This is a genomic window from Enterobacter cloacae complex sp. I1M, assembly GCF_014982425.1.
Taxonomy (GTDB): Bacteria; Pseudomonadota; Gammaproteobacteria; order Enterobacterales; family Enterobacteriaceae; genus Enterobacter; species Enterobacter intestinihominis.
In genome coordinates, this window is the sequence record NZ_JADCLG010000031.1 from 66,490 (window position 1) to 80,370 (window position 13,881).

Sequence of the window (13,881 nt, forward strand, 5' to 3'; positions counted from 1 at the left end):
GTCAAGGATAATAGCGGCTCAACATCACGAGGAGCTAACATGACCATCATTACATCCCTAATAAACCAGCCCGACAACACCGCGCAGCGCGAGCAAATGGCCTGTCTGTTAACCCGCTTATTCAATGGCAATGTAGATCCGGCAGAGGTGTTTACGCCCGACTACCAGCAGGTTACGGACGGTCACATGCTTGATTATCAGGGATTTATGAAACACCTGAACCATGTGCGTGCGCAGATCCGCGAGATTACGTTTACCGTGGAAGCGTTATGTTGCCATAACGAATGTGTGGCAGACCGGCACAGAGTGGCCGTGACATATCCGGATGGTCGCCAGGCAGAATTAGAGGTGTATATGTTTGCCACGCTGCGCGAGGGGAAAATTTGTCGGATCCATGAAGTCACACAGGCGCCAGACGGCGATGCATTTGACCGCACCCTCGCCCACGCCACGCAATAACCTTACCCTACACGGGAACAGCGCATAACGGCATCTGCCATTATGCGCATCCGCTTACAGGGAAATTTTCAGACGTCGAACCGCTTCTTTAAGCTGCTCATCCGTTGGGGTAACGAAAGACATGCGCAGCGTGGTGTGGTCCGGCTCGTTGCAGTAGAAGAACTCACCCGGCACAAACACGACGCCGTTGCTCAACGTTTTTTCCAGCCATTTCGTCGTATTGATGCCGTTATTCATTTTCGCCCACAGGAACATGCCGCCCTTTGGCTTGTGGAACGACATCACATCGCCCAGCTCCGCTTCCAGTTCACTGGCAAAGGTCTGGTATTTCTGGCGATAGGCTTCGCGGATCATTTTAATCTGATTCTCCAGACGACCGGTTTTCAGATATTCGTACGTCATCAGCTGCGACAGCGTGCTGGTGTGCAGATCGGTGGTTTGCTTGAGGTTCACCACCGCACGCTTCAGCCACTCCGGCACCAGCACCCAGCCCACGCGGGTGCCCGGCGCGAGGATTTTAGAGAAGGTGGAGGTGTACACCACGTTATCCTCATTGCCGATATCTTTGGCATGAGCAATCAGCGGGCGGAACGCTTCCTCGGTATAGTTGATTTCGCTGTACGGATCGTCTTCGATAATCACGAAGTCATAGCGCTTCGATAATTCCACCAGCTGTTTACGACGCGCCTCGGAGAGCGTCACGCCGCCCGGGTTACCAAAGGTTGGCACGATATAAACCGCTTTGATGGTTTTGGTTGCCACCAGCGCTTCAAGTTCATCTACTTTCATGCCGTCGCCGTCGGTGCCGACGGATTCAAAATTCGCCTGTGCCAGGCCAAAGACCTGCAACGCGGCGAGGTAGGTCGGACGCTCAACGACGACCGTATCGCCCGGGTTAATTAACGCACGTGCCAGCACGTCAAGCGACTGTTGAGAGCCGGATGTAATGACCACGTCATCGGCTTTACAGGCGATGCCGCGACCTTCACAGATGCGTTGGATCTCTTCGCGCAGCCCCGGGACGCCTTCCGTCAGGCCGTACTGGAACGCTTCGCCAAAATGCTGAGACAGCACGGCATCAGCGGCAATTTTTAAACCTTCATGATCGAACAGATCCGGGTTTGGAATACCGCCCCCCAGCGAAATCACGCCTGCCATTTTGCTATGTTTTAATAATTCACGGATGGCAGAGGATTGCAGGCCCTGCGCGCTGCTGGCGAGTTTGTTTGCAGACATTCTTTACTTACCTTCTTTTTTTATATTGTGCCCAATCTTAGCAGAATATGGGCAATAAATTCCGTTAGCTTAGGCAGCGGACGCAAATCCTGGCGCCACAATAAATGCACCGGCCTCGGCGCGGGCGTAAACGCTTCCAGAACCCGAACCAGCCTGCCGTTTGCCAGCTCTTCAGCCACCAGCACTTCCGGTTGCAGCAATAGTCCTGCCCCGGCTCGCGCCGCCATGCGTAAGCCGTAGCCGTCATTGCATCGTAAGACGGCATCACGCTTCCAGCGCACCTCGCCTTCCACACCGGGCAGCCGCCACTCGTTACGCGCCGTCCATACCGTGTGCGACAGACACAGGTGATCCACCAGATCGGCTGGCGTTTGCGGCGTACCGTGACGCGCCAGATATTCCGGCGCGGCGCAGATCGTCATGTTGTAGGGACACAGGTATTTCGCCACCAGATCCTCATTTCGGATCTCCCCGATGCGAATGGCCAGATCGACCCCTTCCTCCACCAGATCCACCATTCGGTTGGTGAGATCCAGTTCGATGCGCACTTGCGGGTAGCGCTGTAAAAACGTGGCCGTCAGAGGCGCGATAACGCAGCCGCCAAACGAGGTGGGTGCCGTCACGCGCAGGGTGCCGGCGGGCGTGGCTCGCAGACGTTCAACTGCGTTTTCAGCAATCGAGACCTGCTCCAGCACGCGCCTGGCCTCTTCGAAATAAACGCGTCCGGCGTCGGTCAGGCTCTGGCGTCGGGTGTTGCGTTCCAGTAGCCGCGTGCCGAGCTGCGATTCCAGCAACGCAATATACTTCCCGACCATCACCGCCGACATCTCCAGCCGGGCCGCCGCGCCGGTGAAGCTGCCGCTTTCCACCACCGCGATGAACGTCTCCATCCCGCGAAGCTTATCCATATTCCAAACCTCTGGTTAGTAATCTTCTAACGTTAGCCCAGTTTATCTGAGTTTTTATTTATTAAAGAATGAAGACTCACAACATAAGGAGTCTGCTATGAAAATCGTCATTATTGGTGCCAGCGGTACGGTCGGTCGTGCAGTCACAGAAGAGTTAAGCCAACGCCACGAGACGATCCGCGTGGGTCGCACGCAGGGCGAGCATCAGGTGGATATCACCTCGCAGGCGAGCGTACAGGCGCTGTTCGAAAAGATCGGCCCGGTGGATGCGATTGTCTCCGCCAGCGGTGGGGTACACTTCGGCCCGCTCGCAACCATGACCGACGACGAGTTCAACCGGGGCTTGCAGGATAAGCTACTGGGGCAGGTTCGTCTGGCGCTGACCGGCCAGCACTTCCTGAACGAAGGCGGCTCGATCACGCTGATAAGCGGGATTGTGGCGCACGAACCGATTGCTCAGGGCGTCAATGCCACCACCGTAAACGCGGCGCTGGAAGGGTTTGTGCGCGCCGCGGCCTGTGAACTGCCGCGCGGGATCCGCATTAACCTGATCAGCCCAACGGTGCTGACGGAATCCGTCGAAGCATATGATGGCTTCTTCCCGGGCTTTGAAAGCGTTCCCGCTGCGACCGTTGCGCAGGCCTACCGCCGCAGCGTGGAAGGGGTACAGAGCGGGCGGGTATATAAAGTCGGCTATTAAGCCTTACGGGCGGCGATCAGCACCAGCATCGGGCGTTCCGCCTCTTCGGCCAGCGCGGGCCAGGCGTCAACCTGCGCCTGCGTTGGTCCCCACTCATTGACTTCACTTATCGTCAATCCGGCCTTGATCAGCGCGTTAAGCGTGGTACCCAGCGTGCGGTGGTATTTGATTACCCCCTCTGCCAGCCAGTTGCTGACGCGCTTGCCTTCGTCCTGATAATGGTTCACGCCCCAGAACCGCTCACCGTTGTCGTCGGTGAGCCAGCCCTGACGGGTGGCGCAGGTATAAATCGGGTGCTCCATCGAGAAAACCAGGCTGCCGCCGGGTTTAAGCGCACGCTGCACCCTGGCGAATAACGCATCCAGTTTCGGCAGATAGTGCAGCGCCAGCGAGCTGTAGACCAGATCGAGACTGTTTTCGCGAAGCTGAAGAGATTCCAGATCGCTACGCTGATAGTGGATCTGCGTGTCATCCGTCAGTTCTGCCGCGCGGGCGAGCATCTTTTCAGAGATATCGACGCCCGTGACGTCACAAGCGCCCAGCTCGCGCGCCACGCGGCAGAACCAGCCGTAGCCGCACCCAAGATCGATAACCGATGTGCCGGTTAAATCCGGCAGCATCGCCTTAAGCGCAGGCCACTCCGGCGCGCCGTCCAGCCCCTGAACCGAGCGCGGAAGCTGGGCGTAGCCTTCGAAAAACGCCGGATTGTCGTAGATGTTTTGTGCCATGGCAGATCCCTCTTTAAGAATGTGCATAGCAGTATACTGCATTGTCGGGTGGCGGCTTCGCCTTACCCGACCTACAAAATCTCCGAACCGTAGGCCGGGTAAGCGCAGCGCCACCCGACACCACATTAGCCCACAGAGCCCCAGACCAGATTCCCCTTATGGAACGTCGCGGTACGCGGAGAGATACGCGCCACGGCCTCGGCGGAACAGGAGGCATCCACCAGCACGAAGCTGGCGTCGTCCTGCGCTTTAGGCCACACGCGCTCACCTTTGTCGTTCAGCGGCAGCACGTCGCCGGTGGCGATGCCCAGCGCCCGCGAAAGCGTCTGTTCGTTCGGGCGAATATAGAGCTGGGCGTAGAGGTTGGCTTTCTCCAGCATGTCCCCCAGACCGTACGGGGACCAGTGGTCAATCACGCTGTCGGTACCGGTCATGACAAACACGCCTTTATCACGCAGCTGCTTCAGCGGCATGTGCAGGGTGCCAATCGGCACGGTGGAGGCGATGGTCACCTCCTGCGCCGCCATGCGGGTGGCGATCTCATCCACCTGCTGTTCGTTAAGCGTCGCCAGCGCGAAGGCGTGGCTGATGGTCAGCTTCCCCTTCAGCTCCGGCGTTTTCTCCACGGTTTCTACCATGTAGTTCACCGCCGCCACGCCCGCCGGGCTGGTTTCGTGCAGATGGATATCCACCCCTTTGTCATAATCCAGCGCAATCTGGAACATGGTGTCGAGGGATTTCTCCATCGCGCCGTCGACGCTGGTTGGGTCCAGCCCGCCCACATAATGCGCCCCCGCCTGCATCGCCTCGCGCATCAGCTTTTCAGAGTTGGAGAGCAGCAGACCGTGCTGCGGGAAGGCAACGATTTCACAGTCAAAACCTGGGCTTCGGCGCGCCAGTACCGCCTGCAAATTTTCCAGGTTTTTCAGGCCGGAAACCGGCTCTATGTTGCAGTGGCTGCGGGCGATGGTGGACCCTTTGGACTGGATCAGGTCGATCAGCTTTTCGGCGCGTTCTTGCGTGTAAGGCTGTAATTCCGGCAGCAGCTTCTGCTCCAGGCGGATCATGTCCTGAATGGTGGTACCCGCCGGACGGTTCAGGGAGCGCCACGGGCCGCCATAGAAGGTTTTGTCCAGATGGATGTGCATGTCGCGCATCGCCGGGAGCATCAGCTTTTTGCCCGCATCGAAGTGCGGCAGGGCCGCGTCGGCGTGGCTGTTGTTATCGCGCAGGGCGACGATTTTCCCGTCTTTGATCTCAAGCGTTTTCAGCTCGGTGCGGGTGCTTGTCGCCACGCTGCCGTCGAAGTTAAACCCGGCTTCCAGCAGCACGTTGTCGAGATAGTAATGTTTTGCGGTGATGTTCATCGGTTTACCCGTCACGCAGGTTGCCTTAGCAGAATCGGCAGCATACGCGACGGAACCCGTGGCGCCAAACAGCGCGCAGGCGGTAACCATTTTACCGCTCTGGCTAATAAACTCGCGGCGGCTTTTATTCTCACTCATCTTATCTTCCTTCGTTAACAATGTGGGTACCCGTTTCACCGCGCAGCGCTGCGGGCAGGCAGTCCGGCGAGGTGATGATCACGCGCCTGCCGCCGTGGCGTAAAAATTCCAGCGAAGCGACGATTTTTGGCAACATGCTGCCCGCCGGGAAGTGGCCTTCATCCCTGTAGCGCGTCATCTGCGCCACGTTGACTGTATCCAGCGCCTGCTGGTTCGGCTTGCCGAAGTTCACGCACACTTTCTCCACGCCGGTGGTGATCACCAGCACGTCGGCGCCGATCTCGCGCGCCAGCAGCGCGGTGGAGAGATCTTTATCTATCACCGCGTCCACGCTCTGATAATCGCCCTGGTCACTGCGCACCACAGGAATGCCTCCGCCGCCTGCGCCGATCACCACAAATCCTTTCTGCGTCAGCGCCTTGATGGCATCCGCCTCGACAATGCGCCGCGGCTGCGGTGAAGCTACCACGCGGCGATAGCCCCGGCCTGAATCCTCGACAAAATGCCAGTCCGGATGCGCAAGTTGCAGATCGTCGCGCTGCGCCTCGCTGAAGAACGCGCCGATGGGTTTCGTCGGGTGCATAAAGCCAGGATCATTTTTATCCACCTCCACCTGCGTGACGACCGTGACCGCTTTTTGTTCCCCGCGCGCCGCCAGGCGGTTGTTGAGCGCCTGCTGGATCAGGTAGCCGATCCCACCCTGGGTATCTGCCACGCAGTTTGCCAGCGGGGTCAGCGGCAGCCCTTCCCGCTCGTGGGCGATCTCGGCGCGGCGCAGATCCAGCCCCACCTGAGGGCCGTTGCCGTGGGTGAGCACGATGTCATAGTCCGAGGCCAGCATTTCGAGCACCGACTCAGCCACCGCTTTGACCGCCTGCGCCTGATGCTCAATCGACTGGCTGGCGTTGTCTTTGATAATGCTGTTGCCGCCGATGGCAACGACCATAAGCTCTTTCATTTTGTTTCCTTTAGAAGGTGCGTTCTGACGCCCTCACCCTGGCCCTCTCCCACTGGGAGAGGGGGATTAACAGAGATATCCAGCACATGCTTCACCACAAACATCCCGCCCATCATCAGGTAGGCCGTAACGAACATCAGGGAACTGCCCTCGGCAAAGCCCACCACCGGGGCGTGGATCACGCCAAACAGCGCCAGCAGCGCGCCTCCTGCGGCGGCGACGGCCCCGCGCAGCGGTTTGTTGATGATGGCGAAGATGGCGATACAGCCCCAGAGCATGCTGGCGAGCGGCGCGCCGTTGCCGAGATGCATCAGGCCTTCGTAGTAGATCCCCTTGCTGTGCAGCACGTCGGTGCCAATTTTCGCCGCGCTGGTCCCCGCCGCGCTCATCACGCTGTTCATCATGGTCAGCGCCCAGTTGGCAATCCACGGGAACAGGCAGATGAAGATGACGGGCACCTCCACTTTCGGGGTTTCCCTCACCACCTGGTTGGCGGTGACGACGCCGATAAACACCAGAATCGGCACGATGGCGGTCATCGGGATGATGGCGAGCATAAAGGCCCCCAGCCCGAACAGCGGCACGATGAACATGGTCACGCCGGACGCCAGGGTGTAGCCGATGCTGGCGCCCATCGCTTTCCAGCCAGGATGGCCGACGTAGACCGTGACCGGGAACGGATTGCCCATCAGGCAGCCGAGCATGGAGGCCAGACCGTTCGCCAGCATTACCTTGCGGGTCGGGTATTCATCCCCCGCCGCATGGGCGCTTTCGATGTTCTCCAGGTCAAAGATGTAGTTCGCCAGCCCCAGCGGTACGGCGGACGCCAGATACGGCAGCGCATGCGGCAACCCCTGCATAAAGCTGTCCACATGCACTTCCGGCGGGTTAAAGCCGAAGGATGACATGGACGCTTTAATGGCATCCGGGCTTTGCAGGCCGGAGATCCACGCAAGCAGAGTACCGGCAATCAACAACAGCAGGCCGGTCGGGATGCGGGCGAAAATCGGCTTTTTACCGAACCAGTTAATGAAGATCAGCAGCAGGACGATAAACGACACGGTCGGCGCTTCGAACGCCTGCAACATCGGGTTCATCGCCAGCAGGAGCAGGCCAAGACCGGACAGGCACGACAGCAGCACGGTACGCGGGATCATCTTGCGGATGGTTTCCCCCAGGAAGGAACCGCCCGCGAGGATCATCGCTTCCACAAAGCACCACACCAGGCCAATCTGAATCGCGAAATCCGCATCGCCGGTTTGCTGGTAAACCGGCATTAAGACCAGGAAGGTCACGGTAAAAATCGACGGCGCGCTCGGGCCGGACGGCAGCGCAGTGACGTCCGTTCGTCCGGTGGCGCGCGCCATTTGCAGGCCAAACCACGTATAGCAAAGACTCGCCACCAGCACCGCCAGACCGAAGGCTGGCGCGATGCGTCCATAAACAATCTCCTTCGGGATGCCGACGACAAAAATGAGCAACCCCATCATGGTCAGCAAATTGGTCAGGTTGTTGGTCATCAACCCGAAATAAGCTGCCCAGTCACCTCTTTTCCACTCCAGTTTCATGTTTTTCATGGATGCATACCTTATAGAACGTAGCGATCGCGGAAGGTTAACAACGCCTTTTCAAAACAGCTAAACGGCGGGTGAACGATGCCCGCCCCAATCATGCCGATACCGGCGTCCTTATGGGCAATGGCGGTATTAATGACCGGCAGAATGCCGCTGCCCGCGACCTTCGTGATGTCGATGGCGGACGGGATGCCCATAAACGACAGCAGCGGAATGGTGACGTTCGGGTTTTCGCCGAGAGTGATTTCGCGCATCTGGCGGGAGAAATCGATGGCTTCCTCCACCGTGCCGCCCACCAGCGCCACGATTGCCGGGGCTGTCGCCATCGCAAAGCCGCCGATGCCGTAGGTTTCGGTGATGGCGCTGTCGCCGATATCCAGCCCGGAGTCTTCCGGCTTATAGCCCGCGAACATCGGGCCGATCACCTGCTGCGCCGGGCCGGTGAACCACTGCCCCGGCAGGCCGGAAACGCGCAGGCCGAACTCGTAGCCGTTGCGCGCCATGGTGGTGACGACGGTGCTGTACTCAATGCCGTGGGCGGCATCCAGCGCGGCCTTACACATTGCCATCCACGTCGGACCGGAGAAGTAGTCGCTGCTGGCGACAAACTCGAACACTTCACGCTGCTGCGCCACCGGATAGCCCGCATGGATCAGCCCCGGCGTCAGCGCCTGGATAAGCAGCGTGGTGCCCGCGTTGTTGCGGTTGTGGCACTCGTCGCCCATGTGCAGCGCCTGGGCCAGCATCAGGCGCAGGTCGATTTCGCCGATAATCTTCATCGCGTCGCGCAGCATTGGGCCGAGCACGTCGCGCATCCAGTTCAGGCGGTCGATCACGCTCTGATCGTTGGCCCCCATGCGCAGTATCTTCGCCATCTGCTCGCTGAGGTTGGTGAAGGCGCGGTTGCCGTAGGTTTTGTTCTCAACGATGTGCATAAACATCGACGCGGAGGTGACGCCCGCCATAGAGCCCACACAGTCGTGCTCGTGGCACGGCGAGAAGGTGATCTTCCCTGAAGCCGCCAGCCTTGCGGCGTCCTCCAGATCCGTCGCCAGCCCTTCAAACACCAGCGCGCCGGTGACCGCGCCCTTCATCGCCCCACACATGTTTTCCCAGGTAACAGGCGGACCGGCGTGCAGAATGGTGGTGCGGGTCATGCCCGGCACCACGTTAATCGCCTGGTCATAGCCCACCAGCACCGGATGGGACTGAATAATGCGCTCAAGGGCAATGTTGTTCGCGGCGGCAATTTTCTCCGCCAGCGGTTTTTCCGCCAGCCGATCCAGCGCGTCCACCACCTGCATATTGCCCTGCCCCGGCGGCGTCCAGTCGAGCTGGGTCACGGGAACGTGCTGTTTTTTGAGGTCGTCGCTGAACATCGCAATCCCGACGTTAATCACGTTCAGCGGTTGGTTGAATAAGGTCGTCATTATGCTCTCTCCCCTTTGCAGACAAATTCGCGTGCCAGTAATCCGGTATTGGTGCTGCTGCTGGCCCAGATGACGCCTGCGTCGGTCAGCAGCTGGCACTGCTGGGCCAGCGACTGCGGATCCTGATCGGTGCCGAGCACGTAGCCGAGAATTTCCAGCGGACGGTTGTCGGCTTTCGCGATTGCCTGTGCCTCTTTGATCGCCTCGATCATCACCCCCACCGGATCCTCGTGTGCGCCAAAGCCCAGCACGAAGTCCATCACGATGACGCCCACCTGCGGATCGCGCGCCTCCTGTAGCAGGCGGCTGATGCGGTTGGTCGGGTCGATCATCGGGTGTGGTTTGCCGTTGGTGAAATCGTCGTCACCGAAATCAAGGAAGGTGTGGGCCTGGCTGACGCTGATGTCCTTCAGACGCCTGGCCGGATCCGGCTGGATGTTGCTGTAAACATCGTCAAACTTCTCCAGCGCGGCAAACATCGCTTCGTCGCACAGGGTGCCGCCGCAGAACAGGCCGCGAATGTACTTCTGCCGCGGCGTCAGGCGGGCGCGCACCTCTTCGATCAGCGGCCAGTTGAGCGGATGTAAATCCAGGGAGTCTTTTTTAATGCCGGTAAGCAGCACCGCTTTCAGGGCCGCCTCTTTGGTGCCACGAGCAAACTGCAAGCCGTCTTCATCGGCTGGCGGTTCGTTGCGGCCCAGGAAGCACACAACCACAGGTTTGCGGCAGGCGCGTGCCCGGGCCAGCACCTTCTCTGCCACCGCGGGTGCAGGCGGTTTGGAGATGAGCGCTATCACCCGGGTCGCGTCGTCCGCCTCCAGCATGTCGATGGCGTCGAGCATCATCAGGCCGCCAATCTTCTCGCTGAGATCGCGCCCGCCGGTGCCGATCAGCTGCGACACGCCACCGCCGAACTCGTGAATGCGCACGCTCAGCTCCTGGCTACCGGTGCCGGAGGCGCCAACGATGCCAATCGGCCCGCGACGTACCGCGTTGGCAAAGCACAGCCCCGCGCCGTTGATAATGGCGGTGCCGCAGTCCGGCCCCATCATTAGCAATCCTTTGTCATGCGCCAGCTGCTTCAGCGCCAGCTCGTCGTCGAGCGACACATTATCGGAAAACAGCATCACGTTGAGATCGTTTTCCAGCGCCTGGCGCGCTTCGCGGGCGGCGAAGGTGCCGTTGACGGATATCACCGCAAGGTTGCTGTCCGGACGATGGGTTTTGGCGCTGGCAATCGTCGCGTAGCGTGCTTCATGGGAGCCAGCGCTCTCTTTACGCGTGAATAACGCTTCAATGGCGGCAAGGGTTTCCTCATTCGCCGCGTCGCCTTTAATAACGATCATCAGGTCGCCGTTTTTCGCGTCCGCTAATTCCGGCGTTAATAGCCCGAGGTTTTTTAATACCCCTTTGTTCATTTCCGTCGCCATCGCCACAAACGCCTGCTCGATGCCCGGCAATTTATTGGCTTTGGTGGAAACCGACATTAAGGAAACCGAATCGAAATACGTATTCTTTTTTATGACGATTTTGGTTGGCATTATTTTCACCTGTTTAAGATAAAAGGGGGCCGCCGTCGTGCTAAAGGCACGTCGGTAACAATGCGTTTTTTGATTCACGGCCAGCCAGGGGAAGGCTGACCGAATGCGCTATGCGCCTGCTGCCAGCAGCAGGTCTGCGATCGCGTTGAAGCCTTTTTCCCGCGCCAGTTCGAGCGGGGTTTTGCCGTATTTATCAGTCATGTGCGGATTCGCGCCGTGATCCAGCAGCAGCTTCACAATTTCCTGCTGCTTTGCGCCGCCGTCGTTTAACACGATGGCCTCAAGCAGCGGCGTCCAGCCGACAAAATTGGTGTGGTTGACGTTAATGTCGGTTTTTTCCAGCAGCTCGCGCACGATTTCAACGTGCCCTTTTTCACTGGCGGGGGTAATGCCCACGCCGCCAAAGCGCGTCAGACGGTCGAGATCCGGATCCGCCGGAAGGACAATGCGCAGCAGGGTTAAATCATTGGTCAGGCAGCCGATCAGGAAGGGGTTAAAACAGGTCTGGTCCTGTTTATCAATATCCGCCCCGGCGGAAATTAAAAATTCCACACAGGCGTAATGCTTTTTCAGGCTGGCAATAATAATGGCGGTTCTTTTCTGGCGGTTGGTCGCGTTAATATCCACGCCTTTTTCCAGGCAGGCTTTTAGCGCGTCGATATTACCCTCTTCTGCCGCCAGCAAAAATTCTGTAACCAGTGCAGTTGCAGACATATTCAGACTCCCTATGTTTCACTTCTGATGACCTGAGAATAGCAACAGCCTGGTCATAAAAGAATCCGCTTAAAAATGATTCATCGACACGCAATTCATTGTTGAGTTAAATTCAACAGTCCGGCAAAAACGTGCGTCTGTGCAACCTTTTTCTTATGGTTTACCGCTTTTACGCGCCTCGGGCTGCATTATCCTTATGAATGAAAAAGCCTTACACAGCGCGGCTCTACGTAAAAATCCAGAACTGTGACCGACATCAACTATGATGTAACGCCGGTGTTAAAATATGTTCAAAACTGATGGTAACCAGGAGCCATAATATGAATTCCATCTTTACCGAAGAGAATTTGCTGGCCTTCACCACCGCGGCACGCTTTGGCAGTTTTAGCAAAGCGGCTGCCGAGCTGGGCGTGACCACTTCCGCCATCAGTTACACCATCAAACGTATGGAGACCGGGCTGGACGTGGTGCTGTTTGTACGCAACACGCGCAGCATTGAGCTGACCGAATCCGGTTTTTATTTTTATCGTAAAGCGACCGACCTGCTGAATGACTTTCATGCCATCAAGCGCGGGATTGATACCATTTCGCAGGGCATTGAGACGCGGGTGCGCATCTGCATTAATCAGCTTTTGTATACGCCACGCCATACCGCGCGTTTGCTCCAGGTGCTGAAAAAACAGTTTCCTACCTGCCAGATCACGGTGACGACCGAGGTGTATAACGGCGTCTGGGATTCCATCATTAATAATCAGGCCAACATCGCCATTGGCGCGCCGGATACGTTGCTGGATGGCGGAGGCATCGATTACACCGAGATAGGCGCGATCCGCTGGGTATTTGCCATCGCGCCCACGCATCCGCTGGCGTTCGCCCCGGAGCCCATTTCCGAAAGTCAGCTGCGTCTGTATCCCAATATCATGGTCGAGGACACCGCGCATACCATCAACAAGAAGGTCGGCTGGCTGCTTCACGGTCAGGAGGCGATTCTGGTACCGGACTTTAACACCAAGTGTCAGTGTCAGATCCTGGGGGAGGGTATTGGATTTTTACCGGAGTATATGACGCGTGAGGCGATGGAGGACGGGCTGCTGGTAAAGCGGCGAATCAATAATCCGCGCCAGGACTCGCGCATGCTGCTCGCCACGCAGCATGCGGCGACCGGTCAGGTCACGCGCTGGATCAAACAGCAGTTTGGCCCCGAGGGCGCACTGACCCGGATCTACAGTGATCTATTGTGGCGTACCTAGCTTTTCGTCTGAACCCAAAACGCGTGGATAAGACCCGGGAAGTAACCCAGGATGGTCAGAAGGATGTTCAGGATAAACGCCCAGCCCAGTCCCTTGCCAAGCAGCACGCCCAGCGGCGGGAGAATAATCGTAAAAACAACGCGCCAAAAACCCATAAATAACTCCGTGCAAGCTAACCAATTGAAAATTATAAAAGACACTTCTCTAAGCGTAGCCAGTTTACGGGTAACTGCCATTCGTCTCTCGCGCTTTTACCTGCCTTTACCCTCTTTACACTGGCTGAAACCCTGCCTTAAATGCTCTACTGTTCTGAAATTGACCGTAAGGAAACACAATGTCTCTTCCTCTTATTTCGCCGCAGCAGGCAAACGCGCTTATTGCTGAAGGCGCCAAACTTATCGATATTCGCGACCCCGACGAGTATGCCCGCGAGCATATTCCAGCGGCGCACTCCATTCCGCTGGATTCGTTACCCGGCGGGCTTAACGCAGCGCCGGGAGAAACAGTGATTTTCCACTGTCAGTCTGGCGCAAGAACCGCAAACAATGATGCTCGTCTTGCCCGGGCAGCGTCCCCTGCGAACGCCTTTGTGGTTGAGGGAGGCATTCAGGGCTGGAAGCAGGCCGGGCTGCTGACCGTTGAAGATAAATCGCAGCCGCTTCCGCTGATGCGTCAGGTGCAGATCGCCGCCGGGCTGCTGATTCTCTGCGGCGTGGTGCTGGGTTACAGCGTCTCCAGCGGCTTTTTCCTGCTAAGCGGTTTTGTGGGCGCCGGGCTGCTGTTCGCCGGAGTGACAGGTTTTTGCGGTATGGCGCGACTGCTGAAAGTGATGCCGTGGAACCGACGTACCTGATAAGGGGTATCTGAAAGATTAGGCT

14 protein-coding genes are annotated in these 13,881 nt (G+C 58.1%); 4 read left to right on the forward strand and 10 right to left on the reverse strand.

What is annotated here, in order from left to right; translation table 11 throughout:
• Positions 1-39 precede the first annotated feature (39 nt).
• Complete coding sequence (locus tag INF86_RS18440) at positions 40-459, forward strand: nuclear transport factor 2 family protein (protein WP_023298434.1); 420 nt, start codon at positions 40-42, stop codon at positions 457-459.
• A 54-nt stretch (positions 460-513) separates the two neighbouring features.
• Here the strand turns inward: INF86_RS18440 and INF86_RS18445 are convergent, their stop codons facing one another.
• Together INF86_RS18445 and INF86_RS18450 are read right to left on the reverse strand one after the other, a co-directional pair.
• Positions 514-1,695 (reverse strand): PLP-dependent aminotransferase family protein, encoded by a 1,182-nt coding sequence (locus INF86_RS18445; protein WP_094948230.1) that lies wholly within the window; start codon positions 1,693-1,695, stop codon positions 514-516.
• Between the two features lie 20 nt (positions 1,696-1,715).
• Positions 1,716-2,603 carry a LysR substrate-binding domain-containing protein gene (locus INF86_RS18450; protein WP_022649115.1) on the reverse strand — a complete coding sequence of 296 codons (888 nt, stop codon included), beginning with the start codon at positions 2,601-2,603 and terminating at the stop codon, positions 1,716-1,718.
• 97 nt (positions 2,604-2,700) lie between these two features.
• Between INF86_RS18450 and INF86_RS18455 the strand changes: the two genes are divergently transcribed.
• Positions 2,701-3,303, forward strand: a complete 603-nt coding sequence (locus INF86_RS18455; RefSeq protein ID WP_193543787.1) for a short chain dehydrogenase — start codon at positions 2,701-2,703, stop codon at positions 3,301-3,303.
• Here the strand turns inward: INF86_RS18455 and INF86_RS18460 are convergent.
• From INF86_RS18460 to INF86_RS18490, 7 genes are all read right to left on the reverse strand, one after another.
• Positions 3,300-4,031 carry a bifunctional 2-polyprenyl-6-hydroxyphenol methylase/3-demethylubiquinol 3-O-methyltransferase UbiG gene (locus INF86_RS18460; protein ID WP_126315111.1) on the reverse strand — a complete coding sequence of 244 codons (732 nt, stop codon included), beginning with the start codon at positions 4,029-4,031 and terminating at the stop codon, positions 3,300-3,302. The genes INF86_RS18455 and INF86_RS18460 overlap by 4 nt on opposite strands.
• Before the next feature lie 125 nt (positions 4,032-4,156).
• Positions 4,157-5,536, reverse strand: a complete 1,380-nt coding sequence (locus INF86_RS18465) for an amidohydrolase family protein (RefSeq protein WP_193543788.1) — start codon at positions 5,534-5,536, stop codon at positions 4,157-4,159.
• 1 nt (position 5,537) lies between these two features.
• The gene (locus INF86_RS18470; RefSeq protein ID WP_023298439.1) at positions 5,538-6,494 is read right to left on the reverse strand and encodes a carbamate kinase family protein; all 957 of its coding nucleotides are present in this window, start codon (positions 6,492-6,494) and stop codon (positions 5,538-5,540) included.
• Positions 6,491-8,071, reverse strand: coding sequence for a xanthine permease (locus INF86_RS18475; protein WP_126315113.1), 1,581 nt, complete (start codon positions 8,069-8,071; stop codon positions 6,491-6,493). The genes INF86_RS18470 and INF86_RS18475 overlap by 4 nt, the downstream gene beginning before the upstream one ends.
• Before the next feature lie 11 nt (positions 8,072-8,082).
• Positions 8,083-9,498, reverse strand: a complete 1,416-nt coding sequence (locus INF86_RS18480) for a DUF1116 domain-containing protein (protein ID WP_193543789.1) — start codon at positions 9,496-9,498, stop codon at positions 8,083-8,085.
• Positions 9,498-11,039: an acyl-CoA synthetase FdrA gene (gene fdrA / locus INF86_RS18485; RefSeq protein WP_023306799.1), complete on the reverse strand. Its 1,542-nt coding sequence runs from the start codon at positions 11,037-11,039 to the stop codon at positions 9,498-9,500. The genes INF86_RS18480 and fdrA overlap by 1 nt, the downstream gene beginning before the upstream one ends.
• A gap of 108 nt (positions 11,040-11,147) precedes the next feature.
• Positions 11,148-11,753 carry an ankyrin repeat domain-containing protein gene (locus INF86_RS18490; RefSeq protein WP_032625916.1) on the reverse strand — a complete coding sequence of 202 codons (606 nt, stop codon included), beginning with the start codon at positions 11,751-11,753 and terminating at the stop codon, positions 11,148-11,150.
• Between the two features lie 320 nt (positions 11,754-12,073).
• On the opposite strand from INF86_RS18490, the gene INF86_RS18495 reads away from it, so the two are divergent.
• The gene (locus INF86_RS18495; protein WP_022649124.1) at positions 12,074-13,003 is read left to right on the forward strand and encodes a LysR substrate-binding domain-containing protein; all 930 of its coding nucleotides are present in this window, start codon (positions 12,074-12,076) and stop codon (positions 13,001-13,003) included.
• Here the strand turns inward: INF86_RS18495 and INF86_RS18500 are convergent.
• On the reverse strand, positions 13,000-13,158 hold the full coding sequence (locus INF86_RS18500; protein WP_003862203.1) for a YqaE/Pmp3 family membrane protein: 159 nt from the start codon (positions 13,156-13,158) through the stop codon (positions 13,000-13,002). The two genes, INF86_RS18495 and INF86_RS18500, sit on opposite strands and share 4 nt — an antisense overlap.
• A 179-nt stretch (positions 13,159-13,337) precedes the next feature.
• Between INF86_RS18500 and INF86_RS18505 the strand changes: the two genes are divergently transcribed.
• Positions 13,338-13,856: a rhodanese family protein gene (locus INF86_RS18505; RefSeq protein ID WP_022649125.1), complete on the forward strand. Its 519-nt coding sequence runs from the start codon at positions 13,338-13,340 to the stop codon at positions 13,854-13,856.
• Positions 13,857-13,881: the final 25 nt, after the last annotated feature.